Source organism: Streptomyces sp. CB03238 (assembly GCF_002099185.1).
Taxonomy (GTDB): Bacteria; Actinomycetota; Actinomycetes; order Streptomycetales; family Streptomycetaceae; genus Streptomyces.
The window spans coordinates 233,105-251,276 of the sequence record NZ_NBCN01000009.1; the positions used below are offsets into that span (position 1 = coordinate 233,105).

16 protein-coding genes and 1 pseudogene are annotated in these 18,172 nt (G+C 73.5%); 6 read left to right on the plus strand and 11 right to left on the minus strand.

The genetic code is table 11. The annotated features are described in order from the left end of the window. Window positions 1-470 (minus strand): annotated as a pseudogene (locus BKD26_RS42035) (hypothetical protein); the annotation flags it as partial. A 108-nt stretch (window positions 471-578) separates the two neighbouring features. Here BKD26_RS42035 and BKD26_RS18545 point away from each other — a divergent pair. From BKD26_RS18545 to BKD26_RS18555, 3 genes are all read left to right on the plus strand, one after another. After that, window positions 579-1,760 carry a low temperature requirement protein A gene (locus BKD26_RS18545; protein WP_084899212.1) on the plus strand — a complete coding sequence of 394 codons (1,182 nt, stop codon included), beginning with the start codon at window positions 579-581 and terminating at the stop codon, window positions 1,758-1,760. Beyond that, window positions 1,757-2,785, plus strand: coding sequence for a P1 family peptidase (locus BKD26_RS18550; RefSeq protein ID WP_084899214.1), 1,029 nt, complete (start codon window positions 1,757-1,759; stop codon window positions 2,783-2,785). Before BKD26_RS18545 ends, BKD26_RS18550 begins: the two co-directional genes overlap by 4 nt. A gap of 144 nt (window positions 2,786-2,929) precedes the next feature. Beyond that, window positions 2,930-3,709: a DUF6227 family protein gene (locus BKD26_RS18555; protein ID WP_084899215.1), complete on the plus strand. Its 780-nt coding sequence runs from the start codon at window positions 2,930-2,932 to the stop codon at window positions 3,707-3,709. Window positions 3,710-4,027: 318 nt separating this feature from the next. Here BKD26_RS18555 and BKD26_RS18560 read toward each other — a convergent pair whose 3' ends face one another. From BKD26_RS18560 to BKD26_RS18575, 4 genes are all read right to left on the minus strand, one after another. Next, window positions 4,028-6,211 (minus strand): fructose-specific PTS transporter subunit EIIC, encoded by a 2,184-nt coding sequence (locus tag BKD26_RS18560; protein WP_084899217.1) that lies wholly within the window; start codon window positions 6,209-6,211, stop codon window positions 4,028-4,030. Then, the gene (gene pfkB / locus BKD26_RS18565) at window positions 6,208-7,161 is read right to left on the minus strand and encodes a 1-phosphofructokinase (RefSeq protein WP_084899219.1); all 954 of its coding nucleotides are present in this window, start codon (window positions 7,159-7,161) and stop codon (window positions 6,208-6,210) included. The genes BKD26_RS18560 and pfkB overlap by 4 nt, the downstream gene beginning before the upstream one ends. Beyond that, window positions 7,158-7,919 (minus strand): DeoR/GlpR family DNA-binding transcription regulator, encoded by a 762-nt coding sequence (locus tag BKD26_RS18570; RefSeq protein ID WP_084899220.1) that lies wholly within the window; start codon window positions 7,917-7,919, stop codon window positions 7,158-7,160. Before BKD26_RS18570 ends, pfkB begins: the two co-directional genes overlap by 4 nt. Window positions 7,920-8,099: 180 nt before the next feature. Further along, on the minus strand, window positions 8,100-9,620 hold the full coding sequence (locus BKD26_RS18575) for an MFS transporter (protein WP_084899222.1): 1,521 nt from the start codon (window positions 9,618-9,620) through the stop codon (window positions 8,100-8,102). Window positions 9,621-9,682: 62 nt separating this feature from the next. Here BKD26_RS18575 and BKD26_RS18580 point away from each other — a divergent pair, with 62 nt between their 5' ends. Then, complete coding sequence (locus BKD26_RS18580; protein WP_084899392.1) at window positions 9,683-10,636, plus strand: transcriptional regulator; 954 nt, start codon at window positions 9,683-9,685, stop codon at window positions 10,634-10,636. Window positions 10,637-10,855: 219 nt separating this feature from the next. Here the strand turns inward: BKD26_RS18580 and BKD26_RS18585 are convergent, their stop codons facing one another. Beyond that, window positions 10,856-11,863: a sigma-70 family RNA polymerase sigma factor gene (locus BKD26_RS18585; RefSeq protein WP_084899223.1), complete on the minus strand. Its 1,008-nt coding sequence runs from the start codon at window positions 11,861-11,863 to the stop codon at window positions 10,856-10,858. A gap of 149 nt (window positions 11,864-12,012) precedes the next feature. Here BKD26_RS18585 and BKD26_RS18590 point away from each other — a divergent pair, with 149 nt between their 5' ends. Beyond that, complete coding sequence (locus tag BKD26_RS18590) at window positions 12,013-12,534, plus strand: GNAT family N-acetyltransferase (protein ID WP_084899225.1); 522 nt, start codon at window positions 12,013-12,015, stop codon at window positions 12,532-12,534. Here BKD26_RS18590 and BKD26_RS18595 read toward each other — a convergent pair. Further along, the gene (locus BKD26_RS18595) at window positions 12,531-13,325 is read right to left on the minus strand and encodes a class III extradiol ring-cleavage dioxygenase (protein WP_084899227.1); all 795 of its coding nucleotides are present in this window, start codon (window positions 13,323-13,325) and stop codon (window positions 12,531-12,533) included. The genes BKD26_RS18590 and BKD26_RS18595 overlap by 4 nt on opposite strands. A 111-nt stretch (window positions 13,326-13,436) precedes the next feature. On the opposite strand from BKD26_RS18595, the gene BKD26_RS18600 reads away from it, so the two are divergent. Continuing rightward, window positions 13,437-13,949 (plus strand): MarR family transcriptional regulator, encoded by a 513-nt coding sequence (locus BKD26_RS18600; RefSeq protein WP_084899228.1) that lies wholly within the window; start codon window positions 13,437-13,439, stop codon window positions 13,947-13,949. Window positions 13,950-13,955: 6 nt separating this feature from the next. Here the strand turns inward: BKD26_RS18600 and BKD26_RS18605 are convergent, their stop codons facing one another. The 4 genes from BKD26_RS18605 to BKD26_RS18625 all read right to left on the minus strand — a co-directional run bounded on the left by BKD26_RS18605 (window position 13,956) and on the right by BKD26_RS18625 (window position 17,960). Beyond that, on the minus strand, window positions 13,956-15,041 hold the full coding sequence (locus BKD26_RS18605) for a putative sulfate exporter family transporter (protein ID WP_084899230.1): 1,086 nt from the start codon (window positions 15,039-15,041) through the stop codon (window positions 13,956-13,958). Further along, window positions 15,041-15,622 (minus strand): cysteine dioxygenase family protein, encoded by a 582-nt coding sequence (locus BKD26_RS18610; protein WP_084899232.1) that lies wholly within the window; start codon window positions 15,620-15,622, stop codon window positions 15,041-15,043. Before BKD26_RS18610 ends, BKD26_RS18605 begins: the two co-directional genes overlap by 1 nt. 86 nt (window positions 15,623-15,708) lie before the next feature. Then, complete coding sequence (locus tag BKD26_RS18615) at window positions 15,709-16,614, minus strand: LysR family transcriptional regulator (protein WP_084899394.1); 906 nt, start codon at window positions 16,612-16,614, stop codon at window positions 15,709-15,711. Window positions 16,615-17,318: 704 nt separating this feature from the next. Then, complete coding sequence (locus BKD26_RS18625; RefSeq protein ID WP_084899233.1) at window positions 17,319-17,960, minus strand: TetR/AcrR family transcriptional regulator; 642 nt, start codon at window positions 17,958-17,960, stop codon at window positions 17,319-17,321. Window positions 17,961-18,172 lie beyond the last annotated feature (212 nt).

Sequence of the window (18,172 nt, forward strand, 5' to 3'; positions counted from 1 at the left end):
CCGGGAACCGGTCCGGGGGCGGGCGCGGGTGGGAAGGGGTCGGCCGGCGGCACGGTGGGGGGTCCGGGTGGGGCGGCTGCCGGCACGGGGGTGGTGCGGGGGCCGTCGCGGTGGTCGGGCTGTGGTGGGGCGGTGGGGGTGGGTGCCGGGTCGGCAGTCGGCGGGCCCGGCTCGGTGTGCGGCGATGCCGCTCCGCTGCGGTCGGCGCCGCCCGCGTGGGGTTCCGGCTCGGGCGCGGGCGGTCGGGCGGGCTCGGTGCCCCGGTGGCCGTCGGTGGGGGCGGGTGGGGCGCCGGGGGCGGGGTCGCCCGTTGGGGCGGGCGGTGTGGCCGGGCCCGGCTCGCCCGTCGGGGCGGGGGGCTCGGAGGGGCCCGGTTCGCCGTCGGGAGGCGGCTCGGGGGCGGGCGCCGGCTCGCGCGGCGTGTCGGGGGCCGGGTCCGCCGGGGGCGGGGGGTCGGGGGGCTCGGTCACGCGGCCACCGTAGGGGGGTACGGGGCGGTTCGCCCGTTGTGGGGACTTCGGGGGTGACGGCTTCCCACGGATGGCGTCCGGAGCCAGGGCCTCTGCTGTCCTGTGGGGATGACCTCCCCTCCCCGTACGCCCCTGCGGCCCCTGGTCTCGCGCAGCCGCGACGAGGCGCACCGCGCCGCCACGCCCCTGGAGCTCTTCTTCGACCTGTGCTTCGTCGTGGCGGTCGCCCAGGCGGGTGTCCAGCTCGTGCACGCCGTCGCGGAGGGCCATGCCGGGGACGGCATCGCGCGGTACGCGATGGTGTTCTTCGCCATCTGGTGGGCGTGGATGAACTTCTCCTGGTTCGCCTCGGCGTACGACAACGACGACGCCCTGTACCGCGTCGTGACACTCGTCCAGATCGCGGGGGTCCTGGTGCTGGCCGCCGGGGTGTCCCGGGCCTTCCAGGAGCACGACTTCTTCCTGGTGTGGCTCGGGTACCTGGTGATGCGGCTCGCGCTCGCCTCGCAGTGGGTGCGTGCCGCGCGGGCCGCGTCCGGTGCGGAGCGGACCATGGCGCTGCGGTACGCGGCCGGGGTGACGGTGTGCCAGGTGGGCTGGACGGCGTTGTTGGTCGTGCCCGAGGCGGCCCGTCCGTGGGTGTTCCTGGTGATGGTGGTCGCCGAGATGGCCGTACCGCCGCTCGCGGAGAAGGACTTCGCCTCCAGCTGGCACGCGCATCACATCGCCGAGCGGTACGGGCTGTTCACCATCATCGTGCTCGGCGAGACCATCGCGGCGGCGACCGTCGCCGTGAAGACGGGTGTCGAGGAGAACGACGCGCTGGACGACCTGCTGCCGATCGCCGCCGGTGGGTTGCTGCTGATCTTCGCCGCCTGGTGGATCTACTTCGTCGTCCCGGTCCACCGGCGGCTGCTGTCCAACCGGCAGGCGTTCCTGTGGGGGTACGGCCACTACCTGGTCTTCGCGTCGGCGGCCGCGATCGGCGCGGGCATCGAGGTCGCGGTCGAGCAGACCGTCGGCGAGGCCCACCTGTCGGCGACGGCTGCGGCGGCCGCGGTGACCCTGCCGTCGGCGCTGTTCCTGCTGCTGGTGTGGGCGCTGCATTCCCGGTACTTCAAGGTGGGCATCGCGCAGCAGTCGGTGCTGCCGTGTGCCGCGCTCGGGATCCTGCTCTGTACGTTCGCGGGGCGCTGGGGCGTCCTCGCGGCCGGGCTCGTCGCGGCGGCGTCCGTCGCGGTCGGGGTCACGCTCACCGCCCGTATGGACCGTGGTACTCAAGGGGCATGAATGACGCACTGACGGACGTGGCCGGGCTACGGGTCGGCCACGCGCGCGTACCGGGCGACAACGCGCTCAGCGGCACCACCGTGGTCCTGGCGCCGGAGGGCGGGGCGGTCGCGGCCGTGGACGTACGGGGCGGCGGGCCCGGCACCCGGGAGACCGACGCGCTCGACCCGCGCAACCTGGTCCAGCGCATCGAGGCGGTGGTCCTCACGGGCGGCAGCGCGTACGGGCTGGAGGCGGCGGCCGGCGTGATGGCCTGGCTGGAGGAGCGCGGCCGGGGTGTACGGGTGGGGCCCGACCCGTCGCAGGTGGTGCCGGTCGTCCCGGCGGCGTGCGTGTTCGACCTGGGCCGGGGCGGTGACTGGACGGCGCGGCCGGACGCGTCGACGGGGCGTGCGGCGGTGGAGGCGGCGGACGCGGCGGGCGCGCGCGCCCCCGTGGAGTGCGGGGCCGTCGGCGCCGGGACGGGGGCGGTGATCGGCGGGATGAAGGGCGGGGTCGGGACGGCCAGTACGGTGCTGGCGTCCGGGATCACCGTCGGGGCGCTCGTCGTGGCCAACGCGGTGGGTTCGGCGGTCGATCCGCTGACGGGGGCGCTGTACGGGGCGTACGGCGACGGGCCGGTGGCGTACCCGGACCCGGAGGTGCACGCGGCGGCGGCACGGCGGCTGGCCGAGGCCCTGGAGCGCAACGACTGGCCGCCGCTGAACACCACGCTCGCCGTGGTCGGTACGGACGCCGAACTGACCCGCGCGCAGGCGCAGAAGCTCGCGGGGACGGCGCACGATGGCATCGCGCGCGCCGTGCGGCCGGTGCACCTGCTCAACGACGGCGACACCGTGTTCACCCTCGCGACGGGCGAGCGCCCCCTGCCGGACACGCACGGCCCGCTCGCGCTGAACGAGGTGCTGGCCGCCGGTGCCACCGTCGTGACCAGGGCGATCGTACGGGCGGTGCTGGCGGCCGGGTCGGTGTCGGGACCGGGCGGCGACTTCCCCTCGTACCGCGATCTGTACCGGCTCGACTGAACTGCACCGGCATGGAGTTGTGGGGGGCGCGCGGGAACTCGCCATGTGCGCCCCTCGTTTTGTGGAAGCCGGACGCGTTGTCAGACCCAGGCACTACCGTAAGCAAGCATCGAGTGACACGCGGCGACGGCCTGGAGACCCCTCTTGAACGTTCCGAACAACGAGACGACCGAGATGCACGTCGAGCGCCTCCTGGGGCGGGCGCTGAACTCCTTCGACCTGCCCGACGCGCTGGTCGAGCGACTGGACTCCGCGCTGGCCCACGCCAGTTCGCTGCACTCGTCGCACCACAGCGCGGCGCTCCACCGGGCGACGTACCGGCATACGTACCTGCTGGCGGACGGCTCGCCGCTGACGTTGTGGGAGCTGGTGCACAACACCGGGCGGGACGGCAGCGAGCAGCACGAGCTGTACGTGGACGAGTCCGACGTACGGCTTGCCGCCGCCCGCCTGCCGGTCGGCTCCCCCGGGCCGGAGGAGGACCTGTCCGTGGACCTGACCGCGGACCTGGATGTGGACCTGGACGCGGATCTGGAGCTGCTGGGCGCGCTGCTGACCCGGCCGCCGGTCCCGGCCCCGCTGGTGTACGTACCGGACGACTCGGCGGACCACGCGCGCCGGGTGCTGCGCCGCGCGGAGAACGAGGACCGGCCGGGCGAGGCGGTGGCGGCGCGGCTGCGGGGCGCGTTCGCGCACCACATCAGGCAGGTCTTCGGCCGGCAGTGCAGCGTGGCGGGGAAGGACGCCGGGTTCACGCTGTACGAGCACGCGTTCCTGCTGCTGGACGGCAGCGAGATGAGCGTCTGGGAGGTGGAGCACACGGCGACGCCGGACGGCCGGCACATGTGCGAGGTCTACGAGGACGAGCACACCGCGCGCGAAGCGATGGAGCTCCGCGCGCGGGTGCGGGGGCGCGTGCGCTGACGGCTCGGCGGCGCGGGCGAGCGGCCTTGGACGAGGCGGGGGCCGGCGGTCGCCGGGGTGACGGCTCCCGGTCACCGGGGCGGGCCGCCGCCGGTTGCCGGGGCTCGGCGCGGGCTGACCGTGGCCGACGCCCGGACTGGGGCTCGGCGCGGGCTGACCGTGGCCGACGCCCGGACTGGGGCTCGGCGCGCTGGGCGGTACGCCACGCGACGTGCCATACGTGCCATACACCACGGGCGCCGCCCCGGGCGACCAGCGGCACGCGTAACGGCTCCCGGTCGCCGGGGCGGCAATGGCGCACCGCCGTCGCCGTCGGCGTCAGGCCGCGACGGTGACCTTCTCGTGGGTCTCCCCCGGCTCGTCCGCCGCCGGGACGAGGGCGGGGGCCTTGCGGGCGTGGCCCTTGAGGAGGACGACGAGCGCGGTGCTCACCAGGGTGCCGGCGACGATCGCGACCAGGTAGAGGGCCGGGTTGCCGATCAGCGGGATCACGAAGACGCCGCCGTGCGGGGCGCGCAGGGTGCACTCGAAGAGCATCGACAGGGCGCCGGTGACCGCGCCGCCCACCATGGCCGAGGGGATGACGCGCAGCGGGTCGGCGGCCGCGAAGGGGATCGCGCCCTCGGTGATGAACGAGGCGCCGAGCACCCAGGCCGCCTTGCCGTTCTCCCGCTCCGTCTTGGTGAACAGCTTGCCGCGCACCACCGTGGCCAGGGCCATCGCCAGCGGCGGCACCATACCGGCGGCCATCACGGCGGCCATGACCTTCAGGGAGCCCTCGTTGGGGCCGGCGAGCCCGCCGATGGCGAAGGCGTACGCGACCTTGTTGAGCGGGCCACCCAGGTCGAAGCACATCATCAGGCCGAGGATCACGCCCAGGACGACCGCGTTGGCGCCGGACAGGCCCGACAGCCAGTCGGTCAGCGCCTTCTGGAGCGACGCGATGGGCTTGCCGATCACCAGGAACATCAGGAAGCCGACGATCACCGACGAGATGAGGGGGATGACGACCACGGGCATGATGCCGCGCAGCGGGGCGGGCACCCTGACCCGCTGGATCGCCATCACCACCCCGCCCGCGAGCAGGCCGGCGGCCAGGCCGCCGAGGAACCCGGCGTTGATGGTGAGCGCGACGGCGCCGCCGACGAAGCCGGGGACGAGTCCGGGTCGGTCGGCCATCCCGTACGCGATGTATCCGGCGAGGACCGGGATCAGGAAGCTGAACGCCAGGCCGCCGATCTGGAACAGCAGCGCGGCCCAGCTGTCGGCCTGGCCCCAGGCGAAGTGCTCGGCGACGGAAGGGGCCTTGTCGATGGTGTAGCCGCCGATGGCGAAGCCGAGGGCGATGAGGAGTCCGCCGGCGGCGACGAACGGGACCATGTAACTGACGCCGGACATCAGCCACTTGCGGAGCTTGGTGCCGTAGCCCTCGCCGGGCTCGCCCGCACTCTCGACGGGCGTGCCGCTCCCGGCCGCCGCCGGGGCGGTGACCTCGCCGCGCAACGCCTTGCCGCGGACCTCGGCGATCAGCTCGGCGGCCCGGTTGATGCCGGCCTTGACGCCGACGTCGACGGTGGGCTTCCCGGCGAACCGTTCCTTCTCCCGGACGGGGACGTCATGCGCGAGGATCACGCCGTCGGCTGCGGCGATGACGGCGGGGTCGAGCCGGGCGAACCCGGCGGAACCCTGCGTCTCGACGGCCACCTCGACCCCGGCGTCCCGTCCGGCGCTCTCCAGGGACTCGGCCGCCATGTACGTGTGGGCGATCCCGGTCGGGCACGACGTCACCGCGACGACCCGGAACGGCACGGACGGCCCGCCCCCGAGCGTTCCCCCCGGCCCCCCGGCGCCCGGCGGCGCGGCGCTCCCGGCACCGTCGGCCGGCCCCGAGTCGGCCTCGGCGGCGGGCCGTTCCGCCCCGGCTCCTTGCCGTGCGGCGGGCTCGTCGGGCATGGACGACACCGACTCCGCGTCGGCGGCGGTGCCGGCCGCCCCGGAAGGCGCCTCGCCGGAGGCGGAGCCCCCGGCCGGGGTCGACGGGATCGACGGCGCCGCCTCCGGGGCGTCGCCGTGGATCAGGGTGGCGGCGTCGGCCGGGGAGGTCATCGTGCGGAGCGCGGAGGTGAAGGCGGGGTCCATCAGGCGGCGGGCCAGGCTGGACAGGATGGTCAGGTGGGCGTCGTCCGCGCCGGCCGGGGCGGCGATCAGGAAGATCAGGTCCGCCGGGCCGTCCGGGGCGCCGAAGTCGATGCCGGGGCCCGAGCGGCCGAAGGCGAGCATCGGTTCCGTGACGTGCGCGCTGCGGCAGTGCGGGATGCCGATGCCGCCGTCCAGGCCGGTCGGCATCTGCGCCTCCCGTGCCGCCACGTCGGCCAGAAAGCCGTCCAGGTCGGTCACCCGGCCCAGCCGCACCATGCGCTCGGCGAGCGAACGGGCCGCCGCTTCCTTCGTGTTCGCGGCCAGGTCGAGATCGACCAGGTCCGCGGTGATCAACTCGCTCATCGCGGGCTCCCTTGCTCGCTCAGGTATCGGTCGAGGGGTACGTCGGCGGTCACCGTGACCGCCGACAGGTTCAGGTCGGACGGCGTCGGCATCTCGCTGCCCGGCAGCCGCACGGCCGCCGCGCCGTGCGCCACCGCCGCCGCCAGGGCGTCCGGGCCCGCGCCGCCCGCGGCGAGGAAACCCGCCAGGGACGCGTCGCCCGCACCGACGTTGCTGCGTACGGCGTCGACGGCGGCGTACCCGTAGAGGGCTCCGGCGTCGGAGACCAGCAGTTGCCCGTCCGCGCCCAGGCTGGCCAGCACCGCGCCGGCGCCCGCGTCGCGCAGTTCCTCCGCCGCCTTGAGGGCGTCGCCCACCGTGACGAGGGGGCGGCCGACCGCTTCGGCGAGCTCCTCGGCGTTGGGTTTCACCACGTCGGGGCGGGCGCGCAGCGCGGCCGGCAGCGACGGCCCGGAGGTGTCCAGGGCGATCCGTGAGCCGTACCCGTGCGCGCGGGTGACCAGGTCGGCGTACCACTCGGGGCCGAGGCCGCGCGGCAGGCTGCCGCAGCAGGCGACCCAGTCGGCGGCGGGCGAGTACGCGCCGACCGCCGACAGGATCGCCTCCGACTCGCCCGGGGTCAGCCAGGGCCCCGGCGCGTTGATCTTCGTGAGCGTGCCGTCCGGTTCGGCGACCGCGATGTTGGAGCGGGTGTGGCCCTTCAGGGGGACGGGCGCCACCTCGATGCCCTCCGCCGCCAGTAGTTCGGCGACCAGCGCGCCGGGCGCGCCGCCCAGCGGCACGACGGCGACGGTACGGTGCCCGGCCGCCGCCACAGCGCGGGAGACGTTGACGCCCTTTCCGCCCGGGTCCATGCGCTCACCGGTGGCGCGCAGCACTTCGCCGCGCTCCAGGGACGGGACTTCGTAGGTCCGGTCCAGGGACGGGTTGGGGGTGACGGTGAGGATCATGCGCGTACGACTTCCGTTCCGGCCGCCTCGATGGCGGCCGCGTCTTCGGGCTTGAGTCCGGTGTCCGTGATGAGCAGGTCCACATCGGTGAGGTCACCGAAGCGGGCGAAGTGCTCCGTGCCGTGCTTGGCCGAGTCGGCGAGCAGCACCACGCGCCGGGCGGCGGCGACCATGGCGCGCTTCACGGCCGCCTCGGCGAGGTCGGGGGTGGTGAGCCCGTACTCGACGGAGAACCCGTTCGCGCCGAGGAGGAGCACGTCGGCACGGATCTCGTCGTACGCCCGCAGCGCCCACGCGTCGACGGCGGCACGCGTACGGTGCCGGACACGGCCGCCGACCAGGTGGAGGGCGATGCCAGGGTGGTCGGCCAGCCGGAAGGCGGCGGGCAGGGCGTGGGTGACGACGGTGAGCGCGCACTCGGGGGGCAGTGCGGCGGCCACCCGGGCAACGGTCGAGCCGGCGTCGAGGATGACGCTGCCGTCCTCCGGCAGCTCGGCGAGGGCGGCGCGCGCGATGCGGTCCTTCTCGTCGGCGGCGGTGGACTCGCGTTCGGCGAGGTCGGGCTCGAAGTCGAGCCGCCCGGCCGGGATGGCCCCGCCGTGCACCCGGCGGACGAGCCCGGCGCGGTCCAGGGCCTTGAGGTCGCGCCGGATCGTCTCGGCCGTGACCTGGAACTGCTCGGCGAGGGACAGCACGTCGACCCGGCCTCCCTCGCGGGCGAGGCGCAGGATCAGCTGCTGGCGCTCCGGTGCATACATGTGGTTTTACGTCCGATCAATGCCCGAACCTGTGGTTTCACTCGCAGACTACGTCCGCTTTTCCGGGAAGTAAACACATTCGGGCAAACGGAAGGCCCGACTCCAGAGACCGAGAAGGTCCCCGAAGCCGGGCCGCCATGACTCCGACGTCTACGCTGCCGGCGCCGGCGCGAGGTGCCGTCAGTGCGTGAGCACCGGTTCCGGCGCCTCCGCCACCTCCGGGGCGGCCGCGCCGCCCTCCAGGTGCTGCTTCGGCCGCCCCGGCAGCGCGAACATCACGGCGAAGATCAGCGCGAGGACCGCCACGACCCACCACAGCGCGCCCTGGAAGGCGTCCGCGAACGCCGCGCCGACCTCCGTGGGCGCGGGCCGCCGCTCGTCGATGACCGAGAAGAACACCACCGACACCAGCCCGAGGCCGAGCGCCGTGCCCATCTGCCCGGTCGTGTTGATCAGCCCGGACGCCGAACCGGCGTGCTCACGCGGCACGTCCGACAGCACCGCGTCCGTCAGCGGCGCCACGATCAGGCCCATGCCCACGCCCATCACGATCAGCGGCGCGGCCATCTGCCAGGGCGCGATCCCCGTCCCGTACCGCCCGGCCTCCCAGATGTAGAGGAGCACCCCGGCGGCCATGGTCAGCGCACCCGCCTGGAGCACCTTCCGCCCGTAGCGCGGCACCAGTTTCTGTACGGACATCCCGGCCGCGGCGGACACGGCGATGGAGAACGGCACACCGGTCAGGCCGGCCTTCAGCGGGGACCAGCCCAGGCCGATCTGCATGTACAGGGTCCAGACCAGGAAGAAGATGCCCATCACGACACCGAAGGTCAGCTGCACCGCGATGCCGGCCGCGAAGCTCTTCACCCGGAACAGCGACAGTTCCACCAGCGGCGAGCCGTCCTTGCGCGTCTTGTACTTCTCGTACGCCACGAACACGCCGAACACCGCCAGACTGCCCACCATGCACACATGGCCCCACAGCGGCCAGCCCAGCTCACGCCCGCGTGTCAGCGGGTAGATCAGCATCAGCAGCGCGAGAGTGACCAGCGCGACGCCGACCAGGTCCAGCCGCAGCGCCTTGTCGGCGCGCGACTCGGTGATGAACTTCCGGCCCAGGATCAGCCCGGCGATGCCCACCGGCAGGTTGATCAGGAAGATCGGCCGCCACTCCAGCCCGAACAGGTTCCACTGGGTCAGCAGCGCGCCCAGCAGCGGCCCGGAGACCGCCCCGAGACCCACGATCGCGCCGAACATCCCGAAGACCTTGCCGCGCTCGTGCGCCGGGAAGGTGACATGGATGATCGCCAGCACCTGCGGCACCATCATCGCGGCCATCGCGCCCTGCAGCAGGCGGGAGGCGACCAGCATCTCGGGGCTCGCGGCGAGACCGCAGAGGGCGGAGGCGACGGTGAAGCCGGCGATGCCGACGAGGAAGAGCCGCTTGCGGCCGTAGATGTCGCCGAGGCGTCCGCCCGTGATCAGCCCGGCGGCGAAGGCCAGCGCGTACCCGGCGGTGATCCACTGGATCGCGCCGAACGACGCCGACAGGTCCCGCTCGATGCTCGGGATCGCGATGTTGACGATGGTGACGTCGACGAGGTCCATGAACGCGGCCGTCATGACGATGGCGAGCGCCAGCCATCGCCGCCGGTCGGCGGCGGCGCTCTGCCCCGCTGCGTGAGTGGTGGAGGAAGTCATGCCGGAAAACTAATCGGTATATAGGACAGGTCATGTCCTAGTGGGGCCGCATGCTGGAAAGCATGACGGACACTCCGGCACGACTCCTGAATCTGCTGTCGCTCCTTCAGACGCCGCGCGAATGGCCGGGCAGCGAGCTGGCGGAACGGCTCCGCGTCAGTCCCCGTACGGTCCGCCGCGACATCGACCGGCTGCGCGACCTGGGCTACCCGGTCGAGGCGACCCGGGGCGCGGTCGGCGGCTACCGGCTGGTCGCGGGCGCCGCGATGCCGCCGCTGCTGCTGGACGACGAGGAAGCGGTGGCGATCGCCGTCGGGCTGCGCGCCGGGGCGGGCCATGCCATCGAGGGCGTCGAGGAGGCGGCCGTACGGGCACTGGCCAAGCTGGAGCAAGTGCTGCCGTCGCGGCTGCGGCACCGGGTCGCCACCCTCCAGAACGCCACGATCCCGCTGACGCGGGGCGACGGCGCGACCGTCGCGCCCTCGACGCTGACGACGCTCGCGGCGACGGTCACCGCCCATGAGCGCCTGCGGTTCGGTTACCGCGCGGGCGACGGGACGGAGACGAAACGGCAGGTCGAGCCGTACCGCCTGGTGTCGACGGGCCACCGCTGGTACCTGGTGGCCTACGACCTCGCGCGCGAGGACTGGCGCACCTTCCGTGTCGACCGGGTCGCCGACCCCTTCCCGACGGGCGCCCGGTTCACACCGCGCGAGCTGCCGACGGGCGACGCGGCGCAGTTGCTGGGCCACTCGGTGACGCGTACGCAGGAGCACGACGTGGACGTCACCTTCGAGGCCCCGGCGGAATTCGTGACGGCCCGCCTTCCCGAGCACCTCGTCCCCACACCGACGGGCCCGGGCACATGCCGGCTGCGCGCCCGCTCGGCGGACTCCGTGGAGTGGCTGGCGCTGCGGCTGGCCCTGGCCGACTGCGAGTTCACCGTCCACGGCCCGGAGGCGCTGGTGTCCTACGTGACGGACCTGGGCGCCCGCCTGACGCGGTCGGTGTCATAAAGGGCCGCCCCCGAAGGGGGGCGCGCAGTGCGTCGTGTTCTGGGCGTAAGACGACTGGGCTTGCGAAGGAGAGCCCAGGACACGATCCCCGGAGCGGCCCCAACGGCACGCTCCCGCGCCGGGCCGCCCCCGAGGGCCATACGACGGTGCCCGCCGAAACGGGCGCACCACACAACGGCGCCCCGCCGAAACGGGGCCCGAGGGCGACGCCCCGGAGGGTTACGCCGCCGCGTCGAAGCCCGTGTCGCGGGCCATGCGCTTCAGTTCCAGCAGTGCGTGCTTCTCGATCTGGCGGATCCGCTCGCGCGTCAGGCCGTGCTCCTTGCCGACCTCCGTCAGCGTCCGCTCGCGGCCGTCCTCGATGCCGTACCGCATGCGGATGATCGACGCCGTACGGTTGTCGAGCTTGCCGATCAGGTCGTCCAGCTCCTCGCTGCGCAGCAGCGTCAGCACCGACTGCTCGGGCGACACGGCGGAGGTGTCCTCCAGGAGGTCGCCGAACTGGGTCTCGCCGGCGTCGTCCACGGACATGTTCAGCGACACCGGGTCGCGCGCCCAGTCCAGGACGTCGATGACCCGCTCCGCGTTGGAGCCGAGCTCGGCGGCGACCTCCGCGGGCTCCGGGTCGCGGCCGTGCTCGCGGTTGAACTCGCGCTGCACGCGCCGGATGCGGCCCAGCTCCTCCACCAGGTGCACGGGGAGGCGGATGGTGCGCGACTGGTCGGCGATCGACCGGGTGATGGCCTGGCGGATCCACCACGTCGCGTACGTCGAGAACTTGAAGCCCTTGGTGTAGTCGAACTTCTCCACCGCCCGCACCAGGCCCGCGTTGCCTTCCTGGATGAGGTCGAGGAGCGGCAGGCCACTGCGCGGGTAGCGGCGGGCGACCGCCACCACGAGGCGCAGGTTCGACCGGATGAAGACGTCCTTGGCACGCTCGCCATCGGCGACCAGGCGCTCCAGCTCCTCACGGGACGCGCCCGCGGCGTCGGAGTCCACCTCCCCGTCCAGGATCTGCTGGGCGTACACACCCGCCTCGATGGTCTGGGACAGCTCGACCTCCTTGGCGGCGTCGAGCAGGGGCGTGCGCGCGATCTCGTCGAGGTACATGCCGACCAGGTCGCGGTCGGCGATCTCCCCGCCCACGGCGCGAACGCTGCTTGCCCGGTCGGTGGTCCTGGTCTCACTGGTGGTGGACTGACGACGGGCGACGGCACGGGTTGCCATGCGAGCTCCCTTGCTGAGTTGGGTCGCGACACCCTCCCGGGTGCCCTGCATCCGACGGAAACAACGACTGGAATCCGGACAGAATTCCCATGACACCCGTCGATTTCCGTGATCTTGCAGTACCCTGTCCCGCCACCGGGGGAGGGCGGATGTCGCACGACGACGAAGAGGTGCAGGTCAGGCCGGGCACGGAGCGCGACCTCACGGCCCTCACGGACATCTACAACCACTACGTCCGTGAGACGGCGATCACATTCGACACCGTTCCCCTCACCCCCGCCGAGCGGCGCCCCTGGCTGCACTCCCACCCGGAAGACGGCCCACACCGCCTGCTGGTTGCTCGCGAGGCCGGCGACCCCGGAACGGTTCTCGGTTACGCCACCTCCAGCCCCTTCCGGCCGAAGGCCGCGTACGCGCCCTCCGTCGAGGTGAGCGTCTACCTCGCCCCGGAGGCCGGCGGGCGCGGCATCGGGACCCTGCTCTATGGACACCTCTTCCAAGCCCTCGCCAAGGAGGACGTGCACCGCGCCTACGCCGGGATCGCGCTGCCGAACGAGGCGTCGGTGCGCCTGCACACCCGCTTCGGCTTCCGGCACACCGGCACCTTCGGCGAGGTGGGCCGGAAGTTCGGGCGGTACTGGGACGTGGCCTGGTACCAGAAGGACCTCTAACCGAACTGCACCGACCGCTTCGCCAGGCCCATCCAGAACCCGTCGATCACGCTGCGCCCGCCGCCCAGGTCGCCGGCCGCGTCGGCGGCGCCCAGCGTGACGAACAGGGGCGCGAAGTGCTCGGTACGGGGGTGGGCGAGCGGGCCGGCCGGCGAGGCGTGGGCGAAGTCCAGCAGCGCGTCCACATCCGCCGCCTCCAGCGCCCGCCGCCCCCAGTCGTCGAACTCCGCCGACCAGCCGGGTACGCCCTCGTGGCGCAGCGCCGCCAGGTTGTGGGTGAAGAACCCACTGCCGACGATCAGCACGCCCTCGTCCCGCAGCGGTGCCAGCTTGCGCCCGATGTCCATGAGCCGGGCCGGGTCGAGCGTGGGCAGGGACATCTGGAGGACCGGGACGTCGGCGTCCGGGTACATCTCGACGAGCGGGACGTACGCCCCGTGGTCCAGCCCCCGGTCGGGCAGGTCCTGTACGGGCGCGCCCGGCCCGCGCAGCAGCTTGCGGACGGATTCGGCGAGCCGGGGCGCACCGGGCGCGGCGTACCGCACCTGGTAGTAGTGCGCGGGGAAGCCCCAGAAGTCGTACACGAGGGGCACGGTCCCGGTGGCGCCGAGGGCCGACGGGGCCTCCTCCCAGTGGGCGGAGACCATCAGGACGGCGGAGGGCCGCGGCAGGCGGGCGGACCAGGCGGCGAGCTGGCCCGGCCAGACGGGGTCGTCGGCGAGCGGCGGTGCGCCGTGGGAGAGGTAGAGGGCGGGCATCCGCCCCGCGAAACGGTCACCGGTGGCGGTCATGGCGGCGGCTCCTGACGTGTCTTCCATCCTACGTACTTGAATCTTCAAGCATGCTCGAACAGAAGCGTATCGACCACTTGTTCAACTTTCAAGAAGTCGTAGAGTGGATACATGAATACGGCACCGAACGGCGGAAGCGAGGAGCCTCGCTGGCTCAGCGACGACGAGCAGCGCGTCTGGCGCGCGTATCTGCACGCCACCACGCTGCTGGAGGACCACCTCGACCGCCAGCTCCAGCGCGACGCCGGGATGCCGCACATCTACTACGGCCTGCTCGTCCAGCTCTCCCAGGCCCCGCGCCGCCGCATGCGGATGACCGAGCTGGCCAAGGACGCCAAGATCACCCGGTCCCGGCTGTCGCACGCCGTGGCGCGGCTGGAGAAGAACGGCTGGGTACGCCGTGAGGACTGCCCCTCCGACAAGCGCGGCCAGAACGCGTACCTGACGGACGAGGGGTACGCGGTGCTGAAGCGGAGCGCGCCCGGCCATGTCGCCGCCGTACGCCAGGCGATCTTCGACCGGCTCAGCCCGGAACAGGTCGGCCAGCTCGGCGAGATCATGCGGGTCATGGCCGAGGGCCTCCAGCCGTCGGGCCGGGACGCCGACCTGCCCTGGCTGCGGTAGCTCGGGCTAGGTCGTCAGCAGGACGCCCGCGTACGACGCCGCCGCCACGATCACCCAGGCGGTGAGCCCCAGCGCCGCGACCCGCGCCCCGGTCCGGGACAGTGTCGGCAGGTGGACCGCGCTGCCGAGGCCGAACAGGGCGGCGGCGAGCAGCAGCTCCTGAGCCGTCCCGGCGGCGTCCAGCGCGGGCGCGGGCAGCCACCCGGTCGTGCGCAGCGCCACCATGGCGAGGAATCCGGCGACGAACAACGGCACGAGGGGCGGCCGGTGGCCCGTGGGACGCCCGCCCACCGGCGCGGCACACCCCCGCCCCCGGGCGGCAGCGGTACGCCCCCGCCTCCGGGCGGCCAGCACCAGCGCCGCCACCAGCGGGGCCAGCAGCGCGACGCGCATCAGCTTGACCAGGACCGCCTCCCCCAGCGCGGCCGGCCCGGCGGTCTGGGCGGCGGCGACCACCTGGCCCACATCGTGCACGCCCGCGCCCACCCAGCGCCCGAACTGCGCGTCGCTCAGCCCCAACGGCCCCTGCAGCAGCGGAAGTACGGCGATGGCGAGCGTCCCGCACAGGGTCACCAGCGCGACCGACGTGGCCGCGTCGTCCTCGTCGCTGTCCCGCACCGCGCCCACCGCGCCGATCGCCGACGCGCCGCAGATGGCGTACCCCGTGGCGATGAGCACCGGCTGGTCACCCGGCAGCCCGAGACGGCGCCCGAGCCACCACGTACCGGCGAGGGTGGCGGCCACCACGGCCAGCACCATGGCGACCGTCCGCCAGCCGAGGCCAAGGACGTCCGAGAGGCTCAGCTTCAGCCCGAGCAGGACGACACCGACCCGCATCAGGCGCTTGGCCGCCAGCGTCAGGCCCGGCCGGCAGCGGCCCCGGATGCGGGCGCGCAGCCAGGGCGTGTGCGCGGCGGCGACGCCCAGCACGACGGCGGCGGTGAGCATGGGCACGGCCGGCACGGCGAGGTGCACCAGCCAGGCCACCCCCACCCCGGCGGCGGCGAGCGCCAGCCCGGGAACGGGACCGCGCCCGGTCCGGGCCCTGCCGCCGATCGCGACCGGACGGACGCGAGAGCCGACGAGCGCCATCAACGGTCCGCGTCCATGGGCAGGCGGTAGATGCGCCGGATGCTGGTACCCAGGCGCGTGATGTCGGCCCCGTAGACGTGGATGGACACGGCGGTGACCTCGCCCCCGTTGCGTACGGAGTGGATGTCGCCGGGCGGGGCGAAGGCGGCGACCGCGCCCGGGCCGTTCACCACGTCCTCGGTGGCGAGCAGCCGGGCGGAGGTGCCGTCCGGGACGAGCTGGTAGCGGCGCTCGTGCTCCTCACCCCGGTGGACGCCGGTCACGCACCACGAGACGTGGTCGTGGACGGGGGTGGACTGCCCGGGCAGCCAGACCAGGGCGACGACGGAGAAGCCGCCGTCGGGCTCGGCGTGCAGCACGTGCTGGCGGTAACGGTCCGGATCGCCCTCGCACTGCGCCGCGCCGAGCAGGTCGGGCGCGCCGAGGTGCGGGGCGAGGCGTTCCGCCACGAGCCGGGCGGTCGGTTCGGGCGGCAGCCCGCGGTCCACGGTCTCGCGTATGCCGGCGACGAGGGTACGGAGGCGCTCGGTGACGAGGCCGGGGGCGGGGGCGGAGGTCGTCGTCACGGATGTCGTCGTCATGGCCGCAGCGTCCGGCCGGACGACCCATCACGTCCAAGGAGGGTTTTTTGCCATCCCCCTGACGAACGCTTATGAGTACGTCGTGTTCAGCAGCCGACCTTCGACTCGGCCACCTCGACGATCTTGTCCAGCATGAGGCCCGTGGCGGGTATCCGCAGATGGTCGCGGAGGACGTACGCGTACACCTGGCGACGCGTGTGCGGCTCGACGATCCGGCCCGTGACCTTCTCGTGGCACAGGAACGACAGGACCAGCGCGGGCACCATGGCGATGCCGACACCGGCCGCCACCAGGCTCTGCATCACCAGGTTGTCGTCCGTGGTGCACGCGATGTCGGGGGTGAATCCCGCCTCGGCGCAGGCGTGCAGGAAGTTGGCGTTGCAGCGCGCGCAGCCGGCGATCCACCGCTCGTGCGCCAGGTCGGACAGGTGGACGGCCCGGCGGCGGGCCAGCGGGTGCCCGGTGGGCAGGAGCACCGTCAGCGGGTCCTCCAGCAGCCTGAACTCGTCGAGCTCGTCCGGGATGTCGACCGCCAGGCCCGGATAGCTGAAGGCCAGCGTGATGTCGCACTCGCCCCGGGTGACCATCCGCAGCGACTCGGGCGGTTCGCTCTCCACCAGCTCGACCCTGATGCCCGGGTGTTCGGCGGCCATCCGGGCCATGGCCTCGGGCAGGATCGTCGCCCCGGCGCTGGGGAAGGCGCACACGCGTACCCGGCCGGAACGCAGCCGCGCTATGGCGTCGATCTGTTCCTGGGCGGCGGCCAGGGTGTCGAGGATCGTCCCGGTGTGCCGGGTGAGGGCCTCCCCCGCCTCGGTGAGCCTGAGGCCGCGCCCGACGCGGGTGAACAGCGGTGTGCCGACGTCCCGTTCGAGCGCCTTCATCTGCTGGCTGACGGCCGGCTGCGTGTACCCGAGGGAACGGGCGGCCGCCGTATAGGAACCGGTCCTGACCACTTCGTGGAAGGTCTTGATGTACCGGGAGTCGAACACGCTCGAAAGCATAAGCAGAAATTGGGGTACGCAAAGGGGCGTTTCCCCGCCACGTCGGCGGCGGGGAAACGCCCCTCCTCGGCGCGTCGTCAGTGCGCGACGACCGGGACCCGCGCGTCGTCCTCGACCCCGCCGACGGCGACGGGCCGGCGAACCGGCACCCGGACGGCCCGTGTTGACGAACGTGAACGCGATCGCGGCGGCCACCACCAGGATGCCGACCGCCCACCAGATGGCGGCGGAGCAGCCCTCGACCATGCCCTCGACCATGCCCTGGAGCTGGAGCAGCTTCTGCGCCCCGCGGTGGGCGCGAGCAGCGCGCCGAAGGCGCCCTGGAGGGCTCGCGAGCCGAGCGGCATCGCCTCGCCGGTGGCCGCGCCGCCCAGCGCGGAGGGGGGTGGGTGTGGGCCCCGGGCCAGAGGGGCCGCCCGCGCTATGCGTGGGAGGCGGGCGTAGGGACGGGCGTCAAAGGCCGGCGTTCAAGGCAGGGCGCAGGGACGGGCGCCACGGCCGGGCGTCAAAGGCGGGCGTAGGGACGGGCCCACATGGCGGGCTCAGGGCAAGGCACCCGGACGGGCATCAAAGGCGGGCTCACGACCGGGCACCGGGACGGACATCAAAGGCCGGCGCCCACGACCGGGCACCCGGACGGACATCAAAGGCGGGCGCCATGGACGGGCGGGAGAAGCCCGCCCTGGGAAGGGTTACGGCTCGCGTCGCAGGTCCTCCAGGGTCGCGGGGGTGCCGGGCAGTGGGGAACGCGCGGGGGTCTCCAGGCCGTCGAGGAACAGCTGGAGGTGGCGGTGTACGAACCGGTCGAAGCTCGGGCAGGCGGAGCCGGGCAGGGGGCGGGTGAGCTGGGAGAGCGCAATCATCAGGTCGCCGACGGCGACGTCGGTGCGCAGCCGCCCCGCGGTCTGCGCCCGGTCGAAGAGCGCCTGTACGGCCTCCTCCAGCCGGGCGCGTTCGGCGAGCAGCTCGGGGTGGTCCTCGTCGAAGGCGCCGGAGAGCATCGGGCACAGGGCGCCGATCCGCTCGTCGGCGGCGGCGTGGGCGAAGCGGCGCAGCGCCTGGAAGGCGTCGCTCTCTTCGGCCGCCGCCTCCACGGCCCGCTCGGTGGTGCGGGACACGACGGACAGGACGACCTCGTGGACGAGGGCGAGCCGGTCGGGGAAGTGCCGGTAGAGCGTGGCGTTGCCGACGCCGGCCCGGCGGGCGACGTCGCCGAACGGCACGTCGGGCCCGAACTCGGTGAACATCTCGCGGGCCGCGTTCACGATCCGCTCGCGGTTGCGCAGGGCGTCCGCCCGGGGGCGGGACACGCGGCGCGTGGCGGTGCTGGTCACGGTTCACTCCCTACTGGCCACAACCGGGGACGGCTTCCCCGCTTACTGGTGACGCAGGCGTAACCGGGGATCCGGTCCCCGGTTATCTCATGCGCCTCATGCGACCTGCATCACGACCCTTCTCGCGAGTAACCCACGATCGGCCGCACCCGGCGGGCGCCCGCCCACCGCCCGGCACAGGCTGATCGGACGGAGAGCAGTCCGGACCCGGC

Excerpts from the sequence above, each read along its gene's own strand:
- BKD26_RS18545 (WP_084899212.1), top strand. The coding sequence starts at position 579 with ATGACCTCCCCTCCCCGTACGCCCCTGCGGCCCCTGGTCTCGCGCAGC.
- BKD26_RS18550 (WP_084899214.1), top strand. The coding sequence starts at position 1,757 with ATGAATGACGCACTGACGGACGTGGCCGGGCTACGGGTCGGCCACGCG.
- BKD26_RS18560 (WP_084899217.1), bottom strand. The coding sequence starts at position 6,211 with ATGAGCGAGTTGATCACCGCGGACCTGGTCGATCTCGACCTGGCCGCG.
- pfkB (WP_084899219.1), bottom strand. The coding sequence starts at position 7,161 with ATGATCCTCACCGTCACCCCCAACCCGTCCCTGGACCGGACCTACGAA.
- BKD26_RS18570 (WP_084899220.1), bottom strand. The coding sequence starts at position 7,919 with ATGTATGCACCGGAGCGCCAGCAGCTGATCCTGCGCCTCGCCCGCGAG.
- BKD26_RS18575 (WP_084899222.1), bottom strand. The coding sequence starts at position 9,620 with ATGACTTCCTCCACCACTCACGCAGCGGGGCAGAGCGCCGCCGCCGAC.
- BKD26_RS18580 (WP_084899392.1), top strand. The coding sequence starts at position 9,683 with ATGACGGACACTCCGGCACGACTCCTGAATCTGCTGTCGCTCCTTCAG.
- BKD26_RS18585 (WP_084899223.1), bottom strand. The coding sequence starts at position 11,863 with ATGGCAACCCGTGCCGTCGCCCGTCGTCAGTCCACCACCAGTGAGACC.
- BKD26_RS18590 (WP_084899225.1), top strand. The coding sequence starts at position 12,013 with ATGTCGCACGACGACGAAGAGGTGCAGGTCAGGCCGGGCACGGAGCGC.
- BKD26_RS18595 (WP_084899227.1), bottom strand. The coding sequence starts at position 13,325 with ATGACCGCCACCGGTGACCGTTTCGCGGGGCGGATGCCCGCCCTCTAC.
- BKD26_RS18600 (WP_084899228.1), top strand. The coding sequence starts at position 13,437 with ATGAATACGGCACCGAACGGCGGAAGCGAGGAGCCTCGCTGGCTCAGC.
- BKD26_RS18605 (WP_084899230.1), bottom strand. The coding sequence starts at position 15,041 with ATGGCGCTCGTCGGCTCTCGCGTCCGTCCGGTCGCGATCGGCGGCAGG.
- BKD26_RS18610 (WP_084899232.1), bottom strand. The coding sequence starts at position 15,622 with ATGACGACGACATCCGTGACGACGACCTCCGCCCCCGCCCCCGGCCTC.